Consider the following 17,148-nt stretch of genomic DNA (forward strand, 5'->3'; position numbering starts at 1 on the left):
GTTTTTGCGTATTATTGAATTGAAAAATAATAACGAATGAAGATTGGTTTAGATATTTTAGGAGGTGATTTTGCTCCAGAATCCGCGATTTTAGGAGCAATTGAAACTCAAAAAGTGTTACCGGCAGAACAACGCATTGTTCTCATAGGTGACGAATACGATGCTAAACAACGCATCCAACAAGCAGGGGCACAAATAGATGATTTCGACTTTGTACATGCTCCCGAAATCATCGGAATGGGTGAGCATCCAACCAAAGCCATTGCCAAAAAGCCAAACTCAAGTATCGTAAGAGGTTTCGACCTGTTGAAAAACGGTGAAATAGACTCCTTCGCATCAGCAGGCAGTACAGGAGCGATGTTGGTAGGCGCGTTATTCAGTGTGAAAGCGATTCCTGGAATTTTAAGACCAGCCATTGCCACGAATGTACCCAAGGTCAAGGGTGGAAGTGGGCTGCTTCTCGATGTTGGTGCAAATGCAGACTGTAAGCCCGAAATGCTGAATCAATTTGCTATACTTGGAAGCCTCTACATAGAACACGTATGGGGCATTGACAAACCAAAGGTAGGCTTGATTAATATCGGAGAAGAAGAAGAAAAAGGAAACATCCTTACCTCAACCACCTATCCCCTACTCAAAAACAACACTCAACTGAATTTTATTGGTAATGTCGAAGGAAGAGACATCTTTACAGATCTTGCTGACGTCATGGTATGTGATGGTTTTACAGGAAATGTAATTCTAAAGATGGCAGAGTCTTTCTATGTGGTCACTAAAAAGAAACAGATAAAAGATGAGTTTTTTGACCGCTTCAACTACGAACAGTATGGTGGGACGCCTGTATTAGGTGTCAACGCACCCGTGGTCATAGGGCATGGTATATCCACACCCGAAGCAATCAAAAATATGGTTTTACTATCAAGAGATATGATACAATCGAAACTAATCGATAAAATCAAATCTATTTTCAATTAACGTATTATGTCAAAAATTCATGCAGCTATTACAGCTGTAAATGGCTATGTTCCTGACTATATCCTCACAAATAAGGAGCTTGAAACAATGGTGGATACCAATGACGAGTGGATTGTCAGTCGTACCGGTATCAAAGAAAGGCGTATTCTTAAAGGAGAAGGAAAAGCTACTTCAGATCTTGCTGTACCGGCTGTAGAAGGCCTATTAAAAAAGCGGGGTATCACCGCCAAAGATATTGAACTTATCATTTTTTGCACCAGTACTCCAGACATGTTATTTCCTGCTACGGCCAATATTCTAGCCGATAAGATTGGAGCCGTAAATGCTTGGGGATTTGACCTACAGGCTGCATGTTCAGGTTTTCTATTTGGCCTCAATACTGCTTCGCAATTTATAGAATCGGGCAAGCACAAAAAAGTATTGGTAGTGGGTGCTGATAAGATGTCGGCCGTTGTAAATTACAAAGACCGCAATACCTGCATCCTCTTTGGTGATGGATGTGGCGCAGTATTATTAGAGCCCAACGAAGAGGGCTTTGGAATCCAAGACGCTATATTAAAAACCGATGGATCGGGAGGACAGTTTTTAAACATCAAAGGAGGAGGCTCTTTAAACCCAGCCTCCCATGCTACTGTAGATGCAGATATGCATTATGCTTATCAAGAAGGACGTACCGTATTTAAATTTGCGGTAACCAATATGGCTGATGTAGCTGCAGAGATTATGGAAAAAAACAACCTCACGGCAGATAGTGTCAATTGGCTAGTTCCGCACCAAGCCAATAAACGAATCATCGACGCCACAGCTGAGCGTGTAGGACTACCCGAAGAAAAAGTAATGGTCAACATTCAAAAATATGGGAATACGACTAGTGGCACTATCCCATTATGCTTATGGGAATGGGAAAACCAACTTAAAAAAGGAGACAATCTAATTCTTGCTGCCTTTGGTGGTGGATTCACTTGGGGTTCTATTTATTTAAAATGGGCTTATAATCCCCAATAATTTATTACCTTTAGAGGCTAATTTTTTTGGAATAACATTAAACATTTAAACATCTAAAACTTGCTAATATGAGTATGGATATCAAACAAATTCAAGATCTGATTAAATTCGTTGCCAAATCGGGTGTGAATGAAGTCGCGATTGAAGAAAAAGATTTTAAAATCACTATAAAGACAAATCAAGAGCCCACCTTTGTAACTGCTACAGTACCTGCGGCAGCTCCAGTGGCGGTAGCTACGGCTCCTGCCAGTGCAGCGACACCCGCTCCCGCTCCTGCTGCAACAGTTACCGCCGAAGATACGTCAAAATTTATCACGGTAAAATCTCCTATGATTGGAACATTCTACCGTTCTGCTGGTCCAGGCAAACCTAATTTCGTCAATGTTGGTGACGAAATCAGTGTCGGCAAAGTGCTTTGTATCGTGGAGGCCATGAAACTCTTCAATGAAATTGAATCAGAAGTTTCAGGAAAAATTGTCAAAATCTTAGTTGATGATGCGAAACCAGTTGAATATGATCAACCATTATTCTTGGTAGATCCTAGCTAACAATTACTTCTTTCCAAGAAGTAATCAGCATATTCAGCGAGAAAATCGCATAATAGTAGACATCAATTAAGACTCATGTTCAAAAAAATATTAATTGCAAATAGAGGTGAGATTGCCTTACGCATCATTCGTACATGCCGAGAAATGGGTATTAAGAGTGTTGCCGTTTATTCAACTGCTGATAGAGACAGCCTACATGTCCGTTTCGCGGATGAGGCTGTATGTATTGGCCCCCCTCCTAGTAAAGATTCTTATTTAAACATCCCTAATATTATCTCTGCCGCAGAGCTCACCAATGCAGATGCTATTCATCCGGGTTACGGGTTTTTATCCGAAAATGCCCGCTTTTCGGCAATTTGTGCAGAATATGGCATCAAATTCATTGGTGCGACTGCCGATCAGATTGAAAAAATGGGAGATAAATCATCTGCTAAAGATACCATGAAGAAGGCGGGTGTTCCTACCGTACCTGGTTCGGATGGTCTATTGCCAAGTTTTAAAGAAGGTATTAGACTGGCCAACGAGATGGGATATCCAGTTATCATCAAAGCAACAGCTGGTGGTGGTGGTCGCGGAATGCGTATTATCTGGAAAGACGAAGAGTTTGAACCCGCTTGGGATTCAGCGAGACAAGAGTCTGCAGCAGCTTTTGGAAACGATGGCCTTTATTTAGAGAAATACGTAGAAGAACCTCGTCACATCGAAATCCAGGTTGTAGGTGATCAATACGGAACAGTTTGTCATCTTTCTGAACGCGACTGCTCCATACAACGTCGCCATCAAAAATTATTGGAAGAAGCTCCATCTCCTTTTATTACACCAGAGCTACGTGAAAAGATGGGGGAAGCTGCAATAAAAGGTGCAAAAGCTGTCAACTATGAAGGAGCTGGAACAATCGAGTTCTTGGTAGACAAGCATCGTAATTTCTACTTTATGGAGATGAATACACGTATTCAAGTGGAGCATCCTGTGACCGAAGAAGTGATTAACTTTGACCTGATTAAAGAGCAGATTAAAGTAGCTGCAGGAATCCCTATCTCTGGTAAAAACTATGAGCCCACAATGCATGCCATTGAATGCCGTATCAATGCCGAAGATCCATTCCATAATTTCAGACCCTCACCAGGTAAGATCACAAATTTCCATTCGCCAGGAGGTCATGGTGTGCGTGTAGATACACACGTATATTCAGGGTATACCATTCCACCAAACTACGATTCGATGATTGCTAAAGTAATTACCGTGGCGCAAACCCGTGAAGAAGCTATCTCCACTATGGAAAGAGCCTTGAGCGAATTTGTCATCGAAGGTATACACACCACTATCCCACTTCACTTGCGGATATTGCGCGATCCGAATTTCAGAGCTGGAAATTTCACAACTAAATTCATGGAAACATTCGATTTATCCGAATATCCTGAAGAAGAGGGGAATGTATAAAATTTCTTTTACATATTTAAAAAATACCATTCTTAACAATAAGAATGGTATTTTTGTTTTTCGCGAACATACATTATGAGTAAAACGACTAAATCCAGCCTAGTTCAAGCTATTAAAGATAAAGGAAAGAATATTGAAGGCGAAATGTCCTTCTTCGATCATTTAGAAATTTTAAGATGGCATATCATCCGCTCGGTGATTGCAGTTGCTGTATTTGCTACCCTAGCCTTCTCTTTCTATGATTTTGTCTTCAACAAAGTCATTATGGGGCCAAAAAATCTAGACTTTTGGACATATAGGATGATGTGTAAGGCAGGAGAGATTCTTCATATCGATGGTTTCTGTGTAGACAAGATTCCCTTCAACATTATCAATACAGAAATGGCCGGACAGTTTATGCTACAAATCAATTCCTGTTTGATTACAGCGGTCGCTTTGGGATTCCCATATCTACTATTCGAAGTCTGGTTGTTTATAAAACCTGCTTTGACCGATATAGAACGGAGATCGGCTCGAGGATTCATATTCTATGCGACATTTCTATTCGTACTCGGGATGCTCTTTGGCTACTACATAGTCGTCCCATTATCTATCAATTTCTTATCCAACGTCTCCTTAAGTGCCGAGATTACCAATCAAATTACGATTGACTCCTATTTGTCAACAATTGCGACATTATCTTTGGGCTGTGGTATCGTATTCTTGCTCCCTATATTGATTTTCATTCTTTCTAAACTAGGTATTATGACGCCTGAGTTTATGCGCGCTAGCAGAAGATATGCTATTGTTATCATCCTTATCATAGCCGCGGTCATTACCCCAAGTGCTGATGTCATCACAATGTTGACCGTCAGTGCTCCGATGTTTATATTGTACGAAATCAGTATCATGGTCTCAGCGAACGTCAAAAAAGGAAAAGAACAAAAAGAAAAAGAGTTTTACCGCAATTAATAAGATATGAGTTCAGTAAAGACCATCGCTATCGGAGGCGATCATGCAGGATACGACTACAAAAGTGTGCTTATCCCATTTTTAGAAGAGTTAGGTTATACCGTTAAGGATTTTGGGACCTATTCGGCCGCATCTGTTGACTATCCAGATTTTGCACATCCTGTCGCTTCAGCTGTTGAAAGCAAAGAATTCGATAAAGGAATCCTGATTTGCGGAAGTGCAAATGGTGTAGCTATCACGGCCAATAAGCATCAGGGAATTCGCGCCGCAATTTGCTGGTTGGAAGAAATTGCCGCATTGGCTCGCCAACACAATGACGCAAACATTGTCTGCATACCTGCACGTTTCGTAGATATTGATCTGGCAAAGAAGATTGCTAAAACCTTTATGACGACAGACTTCGAAGGTGGAAGACACGCGAATCGCGTGGATAAAATCTCCTGCTAAGCATAAATTATTCTCCATAGGGTAGCATTCTGCTACCCTACCTTAAAAATCCTCAACGTATGATAAAGAAAATAGCACTAGCCCTTAGCGTCCTGCCTTGGTTATATAGCTGTGCAGTGGCTCAAGAACCTATTCAAAAGAAATATGCTGATCTCCTCGACGTCAATCAGGCAAAAGCACATCTTACCCTTTTAGCCTCTAAAGAATTTGAAGGACGAGGTACTGGTCAAGCCGGAGGACAAAAAACAGCTGAATACATCGCCAATCATTTTAAATCTTTAGGACTAACAGCCCCAAATGGGACGTATTTTCAACCATTATCGCTATATAACTCTAAATTTGAGGTCAAACAATTCAACATCAACAATCAGGGCTATATTAATGGGAAGGACTTCTACATCCTTGGAGATAACAAGGAAGTACAAGTGAAAGAGGCCGACATCTTATTCATCGGCTATGGAATCGAGGATCCCAAATACGATGACTTCAAAGACATAGACGTCCGTAACAAAGTCGTCCTTTTAATTGCAGATAAAGAGCCCATAGATCACAATGGTCACTCGCTCTTGACCGGCACTAAAAATAAATCCGAATGGTCGACTTCTCGTAACAAGAGAATGCAAAACCTCATGGCAAAAAAGCCGAAGCTCATTTTGGCTGCAACAGCAACGACTACACAAATGTTAGAAAAAATGTCGGGAAGATTGACAGGAGGTTCCTATCATCTTGGGGCACCTAAAGACGCTGGCACTGCAGGAGAAAAACCAGCAGTTGCCTTTATCACTTATGCGATGGTCGATAACATTCTTAAGAACAAGTCTTTGTCTATGGACATGATTGAATCCATATCCACCCCCGCTTCCGCAACTGTGCCTGTCTCGATAAAAGCACAATATGGCATGACCAGCACAGCTTTAAATGACCCTAACGTATTGGGGTTACTAGAGGGCTCGGATTTAAAAGAAGAGATATTGATTATATCAGGCCATTACGACCACGATGGAATTGATGCCAATGGAACTATCTTTCCTGGAGCTGATGACAATGGTTCAGGAACAACGGGAGTGCTTGAGTTGGCGAGAGCATTTTCAAAAGCCAAGGCAGATGGCCATGGTCCAAGAAGGAGTATCCTATTTTTAGCTTTTGCAGCAGAAGAAAAAGGCTTACTAGGTTCAGAATACTACTCCGAAAACCCCATCTTCCCATTAGCCAATACCGTAGCCTGTCTCAACATGGATATGATCGGCCGTATTGATGACAAGCACCTAAATGGGAATCACAATTATATACATGTCATTGGTGCCGACAAATTAAGCTCTGAACTACACGCCATCAACGAAAAAGCTAATGATGACTATACACAGATGGAATTAGATTACATGTATAACGACCCTAAAGACCCCATGAGGATCTACTACCGCTCCGATCAATACAACTTTGCTAAACACAAGATTCCTGTAATATTTTACTTCTCAGGATTACATCCACATTATCATACCCCTGAGGATACCGTCGACAAAATCGATTTCCCCATGATGGTCAAACGTGAAAAGCTCACTTTCCACACAGCGTGGGAAATTGCTAATCGCGATAAAAAATTGGTGGTAGACAGTAATAAGGAGTAGATAAAGATCCTTCTCATAAAAATCCCCTTAACGATATCGTTAAGGGGATTTTTTTTGATCTCCCACTATTGATAAGCACACGTGCGCTTAAGATGGTTAATAATTGTTAATTATTGCATATTTTTTTATTAAAAAAACATTTATTTTATATTATTGCAGCATAATCAATAAACCTGATATGAGATTCTTGCTCCTTGTCCTTACCTTGGCGATTTCGCACCATTCCTTTGCTCAATCTTCTGGTGTGCTCGTCGGCACAGTGCTCAGCGCAAATGATAAGCCCTTGGAAAAATCAACTGTCAGCTTACTAAACAAGCAAGATTCAACAGTTGTCTCCTACACCCTAACAGATGAAAAAGGTAATTTTCGCCTAGTCAAACTTCCTGTACACAAAGAACTTATCTTGCATATTTCGCATATTTCGGGGCAACCTTTTCAACAAATTTTAACACTAAACAACCAGGAGACCAAAAATATAGGCACTGTCAAACTCAGGGAAAATATGCTTGAAGAAGTCGATATTTCAATAGCTCCCCCCGTCCGTATGAACAAAGATACACTCGAGTACAATACAGATTATTTCAAGACACGGCCTAACGCGAACGTCGAGGAATTGCTCAAACAATTACCGGGCCTTCAGGTAAATATGGACGGAACAATCTATTATCAGGGAAAAGAAGTGTCTTCAGTCAAGGTAGATGGAAAGGATTTTTTCGCGACAGATTTAAAAATTGCTACACGAAATCTCGACGCCTCTCTCATCAAAACGGTACAGGTTTATCGGGATAAAGGCGAATCCAAGAGAATCGTAGATAACGAAGATAAACTTCCAGTAACCATCAATCTCAAGTTCAAAAAAGATTTCCTAAAGGCCGATTTCGGTAAAATATATGCAAGCGGAGGTACCCGAAAAAGGTATGAAGCAGGAGGATTATTTAACACCTTCAGAGACACTCTGCAACTCAGTTTCATTGGATTTGGCAACAACATTAATAGACAGAGCTTTGATTACGGCGAATTGCAACAGCATGCTGGACTTGGAAGAGCGGAAAATTACGGATTTGATAATTTCGGAGGACGCAACTACTGGGGTATAGGCAATGATTTAGCAGGCGGATTCAACCTCAATAACGATTGGGGGAAAAAGACCAAGCTCAATATCATGTATATGCTCTCCTACAACAAAACCCTCAATCAAGATATGAGTACACAGACCGCACGTTATAATGGAGAAGAACAATTTGGCAATTACACCTCGGACAGAGAAAATAATCTTCTGAAAAATAATATCAAGAGTCTTCTTCGACATCGTTTTGACACGACGGCATATATTGAATTCACTCCAAACCTCCAATTAGAGCGTAACAAAAACACCGGGAATAACATCAGTCAAAGTAATACCGAAGCGTCTCTTCTCAACAAAAGTGAAAATAACAACCAATCCTCTAGCAAAGCACACTCTTATAATCATGGATTATTTATTGAAAAACAAATTACCCCCAAACATGTTATCTCACTACGAAACAATCTCCATGTTAACAATCGTTCCAATGACAACGTAAATAATCAACGTGCCTTCGTCTATCAACAAGATAATAATACGGAGTTTCATATTTGGCAAAATACAGATTCAAGAAACAAGTCAACCAATACCAATACCTCATTCAATTATGGCAACAAATGGATAAAGAAGCTTAACTTTGAATTATATTTCACCTACAGCAATTCCTTTAGCAAACCAACCGAAACACTCTGGATTAATAAAGATAATACAGGCGCAGTGCGAGCAATGGAATTGGAAAATAACTACAAATACAGCGATCAAGATTATATATCTGCCATTAAATTCTTTTGGAAACCTATAGAAAAATTATCGGTTAACTTTGGAACAGCTTATCAGATTAAAGACTACGACTTTGATTTTTTGGGACTGGCACCCAATCGACAAAAAAAGAAAGGATATTGGCTTCCTAATATATCGATTAGATTTAAAGAGCTCGAGCTATCTTGGGCCAAGGACTTATCAGCCCCCGAAACAAATAGAATCCTTGTGCAACGCAAAGACCAGGACCCCCTATACACCTCGCTTCCATCGCTCGACTTTGATAATACCCAACGAGAGGATATCCGATTGAGCTATAACAAGTACAACCAAAAATATCAAATAGGGATGTATTCTGGAATTGGATTTAAGGACAAAAGTGTCGGCTACAAAAGCTGGAGAGATAACCAAAGCGGGCACTACACCATGCAAGCTTTTCAATCCGGAAATACTACAGATGTAAATGCTTCTTTCTACCTCCGATATAATATATTGACCAACAAGAAGTGGCAATTGTATTTCTCACAAAATTCAAACACCTACAGTTACCAACATTACGCTTCTGTAAACGATGTAGACAACAAATCTACCAATTGGTCGCTTAATTTTACACAAGAAATGTCTTTACTTTGGAATAATTTGATTGGAATCTCCCCAAAATACACATTCTCCACCAATCGAAATTTCAACAGCGTAAAAGATAATCCTGATTTTATAGAAAGCAAATACAAAACCCATAGCTTTGGCATGGGATTAAATATCAATCCAATAAAAGGATTTTCTTTAGAATCCAGCTATTCTCTAGAAAATCGTGCCAGCGGCTTGAATGCTAGACAAAATTTTAATATCCTAAATGCCTCTCTGCTCTATAATCTTAAAAACCAGGGACAAATTAAGTTGTCAGGATTTGATATCCTTAATCAAAATAGCAGCAACCATTGGGGAGTGCAGGGTAATACAACCTATTACACGACCTCGATTGTGTTACGTCAATACTTTCTCTTGGGATACATCCATAAATTCAATTTAGTAAAGGTCAAAAACTAAACCTTTCTCCGAATTATGTGTTTTCAAATAAACTCCTGATCTAAAGCAATACTAAAAATGGCATTTGTAGATTATTATAAAATACTTGGCATCGATAAATCAGCTTCGCAAGACGAAATAAAAAAGGCCTATCGCAAGCTCGCTAGAAAATACCATCCCGACCTCAATCCTAATGATGAAACCGCAAAACAACGATTTCAAGAAATTAACGAGGCTAATGAAGTGCTAAACGATACGGAGAAGAGGCAAAAATATGACCAGTATGGAGAGAATTGGAAGCACGGAGAGGAATACGAAAGGACACAACAACAAAGTGGCTATGGGGGAAATCCCTTTGCAAGTGCTGGAGGTCAGCAACATCAATATTCCGGTAACTTTGACGAAAGTCAATTTTCTGACTTCTTTGAGCAAATGTTTGGCAGTCGGCGCGGCGGTGGAAGGCAGAATAACTTCAAAGGACAAGATTATAATGCAGAACTGACGCTATCGTTGCAACAAGCGTATACCACTCATCAAAAAACCTTCACCGTCAATGGAAAAAATATTCGCATTACCATACATGCTGGCGTACAGGACGGACAAAAAATAAAACTAAAGGGGCATGGCGGTGACGGTGTCAATGGAGGGCCAAAGGGTGATCTATATTTGACATTCAATATCGAGAAAGATACTAAATATACACGAGAAGGCGACAATCTCCATACTACCCTTGACATCGATCTATACACCGCTATATTAGGCGGAGAAACCGTGTTGGAAACGCTTGGAGGTAAAGTCAAGATCAAAATCAAACCCGAGACTCAAAATGGCGCAAAAATACGATTGAAAGGCAAAGGATTTCCCGTATATCGAAAAGAGGGACAATTTGGAGACCTGTATGTAAACATCAATATACAGATGCCCAAAGCGTTGTCAGATGAAGAAAAAAAGCTATTCATGCAGTTGGCCGAGTTAAAAAAATAACACCATGGAAAATACAAAAATTAAAATTGCAGACTTTTGTCAATCCAGGAAAATTGAAACATCATTTATACAGGTGTTGGAAGATAGTGACTTGATTCAGATTACAATCGAGCACAATGAACAATACGTAGACGAGAGTCAACTTAGGAATCTAGAAAGATTTGCCGCACTATACTTTGACCTTGACGTCAACCCACAGGGAATCGAGGTAGCACATCACCTATTACAAAAAATAGAACAACTACAAGAAGAATTGAGAATATTGAAGACTACTATGAGAAAATTGCACACCTCATTATGATTCAGGAGATGTATTTCAACACCTATATCTCTCGTTCTTCAGACCAAATTAAATTGTGTTTCAAATCGGTATATTCAATCAGGTATCTGCCCTTACAGACTTTGAAAGCGACTAATGGCAACTGATCGGGATTAATCAGTGTGTAGACAGCAAGTTTGCGTTTATCAGTATCAGCAATATTATAAATATTGATTAAAGCATAAATACCCTTTAACCGTTTCTCTTGTGGAATTTCCACTTCAATATTCCCTACATGCTCATCGCCACACGGGATATGAGTCTTGTCTGGTAAGAAGAAATGGCCACCGTCTTTTCTAGCTGTCCGTATATTATTTCGAATTAGTCTTTCAAAATCATAGTACGCTGTGTCCTGTATATTGGGGCTGTAGTATATCAATCCGATGGATTTTTGCCCAACAGGAAACACAGCATCAAAAACATCTATTCCCTTACTGACAATTTTTCTAAAAAGATAACGCTGCCCATCGAGATAATGTGGTACATACGCACTCGTATCAATTATATTGTCCTTGGCTACATAACTGATTACTCGATAGAAGGGAGTACGGATTGGTTCAGCAGAAAACAAGATTTCGGTATTTGAAGGGGACAATCCCAGTCTTTTTAGGAGTTTCCTTTGACCAGGGTACAACACATCCGTCCGAACTCCTTTTCCTAGTGTCGACGCATATACGGCGTAGTCTTCAAAAAGCTCCAATGTTAATTTCTTATCAACATTCTGATAATAAGGATCACCATTTATAACATATCCATTTTGAGCAAAATCATAAGATTTACAACCAACCAGTAGTAAAAAGCCAAATAACACAAGGAGTTTCCACATAAATCATAGATAAGAATTGATTATTTAACGATGTTCAATCGAATTGGCAATGTATAAGCGACACGGACTGCCCGTCCGTTCTGAATACCTGGTTTCCATTTCTTATTGTACCCTTGAATCATTTTCTTTGCAGCCTCGCCCGTCCCATATTGGAGATCCTTAACCACTTCAACGTTTGATAGGCTTCCATCTTTCTCTACAATAAATGCCAATTGAAGTACTCCATTTACACCTTTTTCAATTGCTTCTTTGGGGTACTCAAAGCTATCACCTATATACTTCATGAAAGACCGCATTCCTTCCTGAGGTTCTGGTGTAATTTCAACCGCAGTAAAAAGCACATTAGCTCCTTCTTCAGACTTGCTCTGCTCACTTTTGAGCAATAACTTTGCAGGTGCTTTCCCGTCACCTTCATGATTCTCAGATTTAGATTGCGAAAACTGGCCTCTATCTATACGTATAGGCATCTGATAAGAAACACGTACAGGTTTTCCATTCTGTATTCCCGGAGACCATTTCCCGCCCGCTTTCAACACCCTTATTGCTTCTTCCCCAGTGCCATACCCAAGACCTTTGTTTACCTTAAAAGTCGATAGCATTCCATCCTTTTCCACGACAAAACTCACTTCAACCCTACCCTCAATATTATTATCAATTGCTTCCTTTGGATAATTATAGTTCATCCCAACATAGTTCATAAAGGCCTTCATACCCCCAAGAGGTTCGGGATTGACTTCTACAACAGTGAAAACTTTATCCTCTTGCTGTTGTATTCGTACGATAGGGATAGTATCTTCTGTTTGCTTAGATATAGGAATAGGGCGCGTTGGCATATCGACATCCAACGCCGAACCTACAAGGGCAATATGGGAGTCCACACTATCATTATAGGCCAAAGCGGTAAAGCCAACAAGAGAAATTAAAGGCACTATTAGCAGATATTTTAAGCGATTGATATTTTTGGATTTATGCCTAAAGAGCATTCTAATTCGTTTCTTTAAAAGTGATTGATTTGAGAACTCATGATACAATACATAAGTCGGTACATTCAATGCACTTGCAACCAGAATTTCCGCATATGTACGTTTATCCGCTCGAGCTGAAAGCTCATCAGCGATACATTCATGCACAAATTTCAACTCCTTTATATAGCAATGCAATACCGGATTGAACCAGTTAAATACACGAGTCAGTTCAGCAAACAAAATGTCATAGGTATGGCCCTGTTTCACGTGGATACTTTCATGCAAACGAATGATTTTTGAAGCCGCTACATCCTTGCCAATGTGAACTCTATGAAAGAAAGAGAAAGACATCTGTCTATCCGATTGTCTCAACAATCTCATCACGGCAAACAGGCGGATGAGTAAGTAAAGAAATGCTATTCCTACAGATATCCAATACACCTGCTGAAGATCAACCTGTAGCCCCTGCGACCTTAAAACAACTTCCTCTCCTTGGATAACAGTAATTCCCATTTTGATGGTTGGGACAACTTCCTTTCCATACCAACTTCCTTCAAAATCGACAAATTGTAAAGCCGGAACTAAAATAGACAAGAGCAATGAAGCCAATAGATAAGCACGATTCCAATAAAAAAAGGTCAGCTTACGCATGAGGACATGGTAAATCGAATAAAAGAAAATCATACTCACATTAGCAATAATCAAATAGGTCATCATAATTTATTCTTGTTATGGTTTATAAGTATTTGGTGCGCCCTGACATATTGTTCAACTAAAATTGTCTGAAGATAATATCCGGACTCTCCTCAGACAATCCGACTCATGATTTTTTCAGCGTGTTTCCCCTAAACTTTTTAACTTCAAGAACACCCACACCTTCAACTGTCTTCAAGCCTATAGTCATCTCATATTGGCTTCCCATGTTCTTACCATCCAAAATAGCAGGGGCCCATGCACCTTGCTTTGCAATCAAACTCCACAACTGTACACCTTGACCATTACGCATTTCCTTCACAATTTTATATGCTGATGGTTCTCCGTTCTCGTTGATCGAAAATTGAATAGATACCTCACCATTTTTTTGATTTCGTATCAATTCATCATCATAAACAAAACTGCTCAAAATTGATTTTTGAAACTGTGCCATTCCGCCAATCGGAGAGGCGTGTACGTCTACTCGAGTATAGTTATGTTTAAATTTGCCATGACTATCAAATTTCAAAGCAATGAAATTTTTAGATAAGACCGCTTTTGTACCATTCTTGGCTGGGTGCCATTGTGTTTGAGAAATCAGACGGATAGTTTCCCTTTTAAATGCTTCACCCAAATCAGTCTCCGCTGTAATATCAGTAGGCACTCCTTGTTCATTGACAGTTAGTTTCACCCCTATATAAGGATCTACATCTTCGTTATTTAATTGGCGAGGCATCCTAAAGTTGTTCGATAACCAATCGATCAACTCGCCCTCGCCTATTACCGGTGAAGCCTTTGAACTCGCTTCGCTCTGTGTCACATTCAATTGGATAGGCAATACATACGCTACACGTACAGCTCTCCCATTCTGCACGCCTGGGCGCCAATTTTTAGATCGCTTCATCAGTGCTATTGCTGCTTCTCCAGTCCCATATCCCAAATCTTCTTTTATATTGAAATGTGTAAGTGCCCCATCCTTCTCAACAATAAACGAAACCTGTAACGTTCCATTCACCCCCGCATCCAATGCTTCATCCGGAATTCTGTAGTTCTGGCCTATCCATTGACGAAAAACAGACATCCCCTCAACGGGTTCCGGATTACGCTCCACAGCTGTGAATAATTCATTGCCAATTGAATCACTGGTTGATATCCGCACCCCCTTTCCGAGCCCTGTATCATAAGGTGAATAATCAAGAGTACCAATACTGACTACAGATTGTACTGACGTGTAATCAGTATGCATATCCCCACTAGTTATAGGCAACACTACACCTGCAACCTTACTCTCAAGTTTAGCAACCATATTCTTTGCTTTAGAGGTATTGAATACCATCGTAGATCCTGTAACCATTAGTAATACAGGGACGATCGACAAGTACAGATACTTATGCTTTCTTTTTGATTTAGTTCTAAATAACATCATAATTCTTTTCTTTAAAAAGGAGTCATTTGAAAATTCATGCGTCAATCTCGATGGACCCACATTCATAGCATGCGCCACCAGTAGTTCAGCGTACGCCACGCGGTCTTCTGAACAGGCCTCATCGGCCAAGCATTCATGTTGGAACTTTAATTCCTTTGAATAAAGGGATAAAATAGGATTAAACCAATTGAACAATTTCACCAATTCAATCAAAACTATATCGTAGGTATGCCCTTGCTTCACATGGACTTGCTCATGCATCAAAATTGTAGCATTATGCTCCATATGCTTTCCCACAAAGATTTTGTTAAAAAACGAAAAACTTAGATTATTTCCTTTAGATGAAATCATTCGCTGAAGTTGGAATACTCGATATCCTAACCACAATATGGAGATCAATACACCACACCAATAAAGAGGTGATAGGAAATCTATCAAATACCATTTCTGCCGTGCTTCCTCTAAAACAACAACATTGACGTCCATCATTTTAGACAAGTCGACTGTTGGCAGTACCTCTTGCAGCAGTTCATGGGACGATAAGTCTATAAATAGACCTATAGGCACCAATAATGACGTTATTATAGCTCCCAACAGATAATACCTATTCCAATGAAAAAATGTTAATTTCTTAAAAAAGAAACTGTACAAAGCATAACCTATCAGCAACGAGATATTGACTAATATTAAGTATATCATAATCTAATTATGTCTACAATCAAAGAATAGTGCCTATTTATGTTTGTTCAACAATGCCAAGATATCATCCAATTCTTTGATATCCATCTGTTTCTCCTCCAAAAAAAACGAAAGCATTCGTTTGGGAGAATTATCAAAATAATTGGTCAACAGCTTCCCTGTTATTACTTTTTTATACTCTTCTTTCGTAATCTTTGGCCGATACTGGTGACTTTTACCAAAAGATATATGCGTCACAAAACCCTTGGTTTCTAAAATACGCACAATTGTGGAAACCGTGTTATATGCTGGCTTGGGCTCAGGAAGTCTCTCAATGACATCTTTTACAAATCCTCCTCCCATCTCCCACAATTCGTGCATAATCTGTTCCTCTGCTTTCGTTAGTTCCTTGAATTCGTTCATAATATCTAAAAATAAAAAAGACAATATTATCTACAATCGATTATATAGCAAGTTTAAAACTAAGATTTTAGTTTAACAACTAAAATCTTAGTTTTAATACATAAAAGACTGATAATAAGATAAATAATTTTAAAATAAAATGTATTTTGTAATTGAACTAGTAATCGAAGGGTTTGCTTCGAGACTGCTTAACCTGAGATCTTTGCTTTTTTCGATCTAATCGCTCGACAATCTTTGAATAGGGTATTTTGGTTTTCTTCCTTACTTTGACTGGGGCCAGCACCTCTTCTAGAAGTCTTTGAAAACGTTCGACTACAAGCTCTTTATTTCGCAGTTGAGATCGGTCGGTATCACATTCCAATTGTAGAAGACCTTCCTTATTGATTCGATTCGACAATAGGTGCAAAATCTTAGCCTTCTCCTCCATATCAAAAGCTTGACTAGCATTGACATCCCACTGCAGGAGTACTTTAGAAGAGACTTTGTTGACATGCTGCCCACCAGCTCCTCCAGAACGCACAAACTTAAAATTGAGCTCGGCAACTAATGCCTCTTTGTTTGTTACCATGATTAAACCTAAACAAATTTGAACATAAATACAATATCTTCTCCTCTCAAATAAGATTTAAAAATAGAGAGACAAACCTCAGCTTTTATTTGCACCCGATAGCGACAAAGTTAATTCCATTTAGGGTACATTTCTAGCTTTTGTAAGGACTTTATAGGGCTTTGATCCGGACATAGTCCGAACATTATTCGGATAGATTCGTATAATAACCGATAAATATCTGAGTTATATCTGGATATTATTCTAATTAAAAAGACAGTTGTTCCCTAAATAGTCCCTCGGAGATGGAAACCAATTCTCCAACTTTACAGGTAAGCCTTGAAAATAATTCCAAACAAACAATACCTTTACATATCTTTTAGTCATCTATATAGAGGAAATAAGGGAACAGACCGTGTAAATAACCTTGAATTTTAATCTGGTCAAT

General features: G+C 39.3%; 15 protein-coding genes. 10 read left to right on the forward strand and 5 right to left on the reverse strand.

The features are described from left to right. The first annotated feature begins 36 nt into the window (after positions 1-36). The 10 genes from plsX to OQ289_RS18460 all read left to right on the forward strand — a co-directional run bounded on the left by plsX (position 37) and on the right by OQ289_RS18460 (position 11,124). A complete protein-coding gene (gene plsX, locus OQ289_RS18415) occupies positions 37-975 on the forward strand; it encodes a phosphate acyltransferase PlsX (protein ID WP_270088267.1) in 939 nt (312 codons plus the stop codon). A gap of 6 nt (positions 976-981) precedes the next feature. Then, complete coding sequence (locus OQ289_RS18420) at positions 982-1,980, forward strand: beta-ketoacyl-ACP synthase III (protein ID WP_270088268.1); 999 nt, start codon at positions 982-984, stop codon at positions 1,978-1,980. 68 nt (positions 1,981-2,048) lie between these two features. Then, a complete protein-coding gene (gene accB / locus OQ289_RS18425; RefSeq protein ID WP_270088269.1) occupies positions 2,049-2,528 on the forward strand; it encodes an acetyl-CoA carboxylase biotin carboxyl carrier protein in 480 nt (159 codons plus the stop codon). A gap of 75 nt (positions 2,529-2,603) precedes the next feature. Continuing rightward, entirely contained in the window at positions 2,604-3,968 is a 1,365-nt protein-coding gene (gene accC, locus OQ289_RS18430; protein WP_270088270.1) for an acetyl-CoA carboxylase biotin carboxylase subunit, read from the forward strand. Between the two features lie 75 nt (positions 3,969-4,043). Then, a complete protein-coding gene (gene tatC, locus OQ289_RS18435) occupies positions 4,044-4,919 on the forward strand; it encodes a twin-arginine translocase subunit TatC (RefSeq protein ID WP_270088271.1) in 876 nt (291 codons plus the stop codon). 6 nt (positions 4,920-4,925) lie between these two features. Continuing rightward, positions 4,926-5,366, forward strand: a complete 441-nt coding sequence (gene rpiB, locus OQ289_RS18440; RefSeq protein WP_270088272.1) for a ribose 5-phosphate isomerase B — start codon at positions 4,926-4,928, stop codon at positions 5,364-5,366. A gap of 59 nt (positions 5,367-5,425) precedes the next feature. Beyond that, the gene (locus tag OQ289_RS18445; RefSeq protein WP_270088273.1) at positions 5,426-6,991 is read left to right on the forward strand and encodes a M28 family peptidase; all 1,566 of its coding nucleotides are present in this window, start codon (positions 5,426-5,428) and stop codon (positions 6,989-6,991) included. 178 nt (positions 6,992-7,169) lie between these two features. Then, on the forward strand, positions 7,170-9,860 hold the full coding sequence (locus tag OQ289_RS18450; RefSeq protein ID WP_270088274.1) for a carboxypeptidase regulatory-like domain-containing protein: 2,691 nt from the start codon (positions 7,170-7,172) through the stop codon (positions 9,858-9,860). A 57-nt stretch (positions 9,861-9,917) separates the two neighbouring features. Beyond that, positions 9,918-10,823 carry a J domain-containing protein gene (locus OQ289_RS18455; RefSeq protein WP_270088275.1) on the forward strand — a complete coding sequence of 302 codons (906 nt, stop codon included), beginning with the start codon at positions 9,918-9,920 and terminating at the stop codon, positions 10,821-10,823. A 4-nt stretch (positions 10,824-10,827) separates the two neighbouring features. Beyond that, complete coding sequence (locus OQ289_RS18460) at positions 10,828-11,124, forward strand: chaperone modulator CbpM (protein ID WP_270088276.1); 297 nt, start codon at positions 10,828-10,830, stop codon at positions 11,122-11,124. A gap of 22 nt (positions 11,125-11,146) precedes the next feature. Here OQ289_RS18460 and OQ289_RS18465 read toward each other — a convergent pair whose 3' ends face one another. The 5 genes from OQ289_RS18465 to arfB all read right to left on the reverse strand — a co-directional run bounded on the left by OQ289_RS18465 (position 11,147) and on the right by arfB (position 16,721). Then, a complete protein-coding gene (locus OQ289_RS18465; protein ID WP_270088277.1) occupies positions 11,147-11,968 on the reverse strand; it encodes a hypothetical protein in 822 nt (273 codons plus the stop codon). 20 nt (positions 11,969-11,988) lie between these two features. After that, positions 11,989-13,650, reverse strand: coding sequence for a M56 family metallopeptidase (locus tag OQ289_RS18470; RefSeq protein ID WP_270088278.1), 1,662 nt, complete (start codon positions 13,648-13,650; stop codon positions 11,989-11,991). Between the two features lie 103 nt (positions 13,651-13,753). After that, on the reverse strand, positions 13,754-15,751 hold the full coding sequence (locus tag OQ289_RS18475) for an energy transducer TonB (RefSeq protein ID WP_270088279.1): 1,998 nt from the start codon (positions 15,749-15,751) through the stop codon (positions 13,754-13,756). Positions 15,752-15,784: 33 nt separating this feature from the next. Beyond that, positions 15,785-16,153, reverse strand: a complete 369-nt coding sequence (locus OQ289_RS18480) for a BlaI/MecI/CopY family transcriptional regulator (protein ID WP_270088280.1) — start codon at positions 16,151-16,153, stop codon at positions 15,785-15,787. Positions 16,154-16,310: 157 nt separating this feature from the next. Then, the gene (gene arfB / locus OQ289_RS18485) at positions 16,311-16,721 is read right to left on the reverse strand and encodes an alternative ribosome rescue aminoacyl-tRNA hydrolase ArfB (RefSeq protein WP_270088281.1); all 411 of its coding nucleotides are present in this window, start codon (positions 16,719-16,721) and stop codon (positions 16,311-16,313) included. Positions 16,722-17,148: the final 427 nt, after the last annotated feature.

This window comes from Sphingobacterium sp. SYP-B4668 (assembly GCF_027627455.1).
Lineage (GTDB): Bacteria > Bacteroidota > Bacteroidia > Sphingobacteriales > Sphingobacteriaceae > Sphingobacterium.

Coding starts and splice junctions, on each gene's coding strand:
- plsX (WP_270088267.1), top strand. CDS start 37: ATGAAGATTGGTTTAGATATTTTAGGAGGTGATTTTGCTCCAGAATCC.
- OQ289_RS18420 (WP_270088268.1), top strand. CDS start 982: ATGTCAAAAATTCATGCAGCTATTACAGCTGTAAATGGCTATGTTCCT.
- accB (WP_270088269.1), top strand. CDS start 2,049: ATGAGTATGGATATCAAACAAATTCAAGATCTGATTAAATTCGTTGCC.
- accC (WP_270088270.1), top strand. CDS start 2,604: ATGTTCAAAAAAATATTAATTGCAAATAGAGGTGAGATTGCCTTACGC.
- tatC (WP_270088271.1), top strand. CDS start 4,044: ATGAGTAAAACGACTAAATCCAGCCTAGTTCAAGCTATTAAAGATAAA.
- rpiB (WP_270088272.1), top strand. CDS start 4,926: ATGAGTTCAGTAAAGACCATCGCTATCGGAGGCGATCATGCAGGATAC.
- OQ289_RS18445 (WP_270088273.1), top strand. CDS start 5,426: ATGATAAAGAAAATAGCACTAGCCCTTAGCGTCCTGCCTTGGTTATAT.
- OQ289_RS18450 (WP_270088274.1), top strand. CDS start 7,170: ATGAGATTCTTGCTCCTTGTCCTTACCTTGGCGATTTCGCACCATTCC.
- OQ289_RS18455 (WP_270088275.1), top strand. CDS start 9,918: ATGGCATTTGTAGATTATTATAAAATACTTGGCATCGATAAATCAGCT.
- OQ289_RS18460 (WP_270088276.1), top strand. CDS start 10,828: ATGGAAAATACAAAAATTAAAATTGCAGACTTTTGTCAATCCAGGAAA.
- OQ289_RS18465 (WP_270088277.1), bottom strand. CDS start 11,968: ATGTGGAAACTCCTTGTGTTATTTGGCTTTTTACTACTGGTTGGTTGT.
- OQ289_RS18470 (WP_270088278.1), bottom strand. CDS start 13,650: ATGATGACCTATTTGATTATTGCTAATGTGAGTATGATTTTCTTTTAT.
- OQ289_RS18475 (WP_270088279.1), bottom strand. CDS start 15,751: ATGATATACTTAATATTAGTCAATATCTCGTTGCTGATAGGTTATGCT.
- OQ289_RS18480 (WP_270088280.1), bottom strand. CDS start 16,153: ATGAACGAATTCAAGGAACTAACGAAAGCAGAGGAACAGATTATGCAC.
- arfB (WP_270088281.1), bottom strand. CDS start 16,721: ATGGTAACAAACAAAGAGGCATTAGTTGCCGAGCTCAATTTTAAGTTT.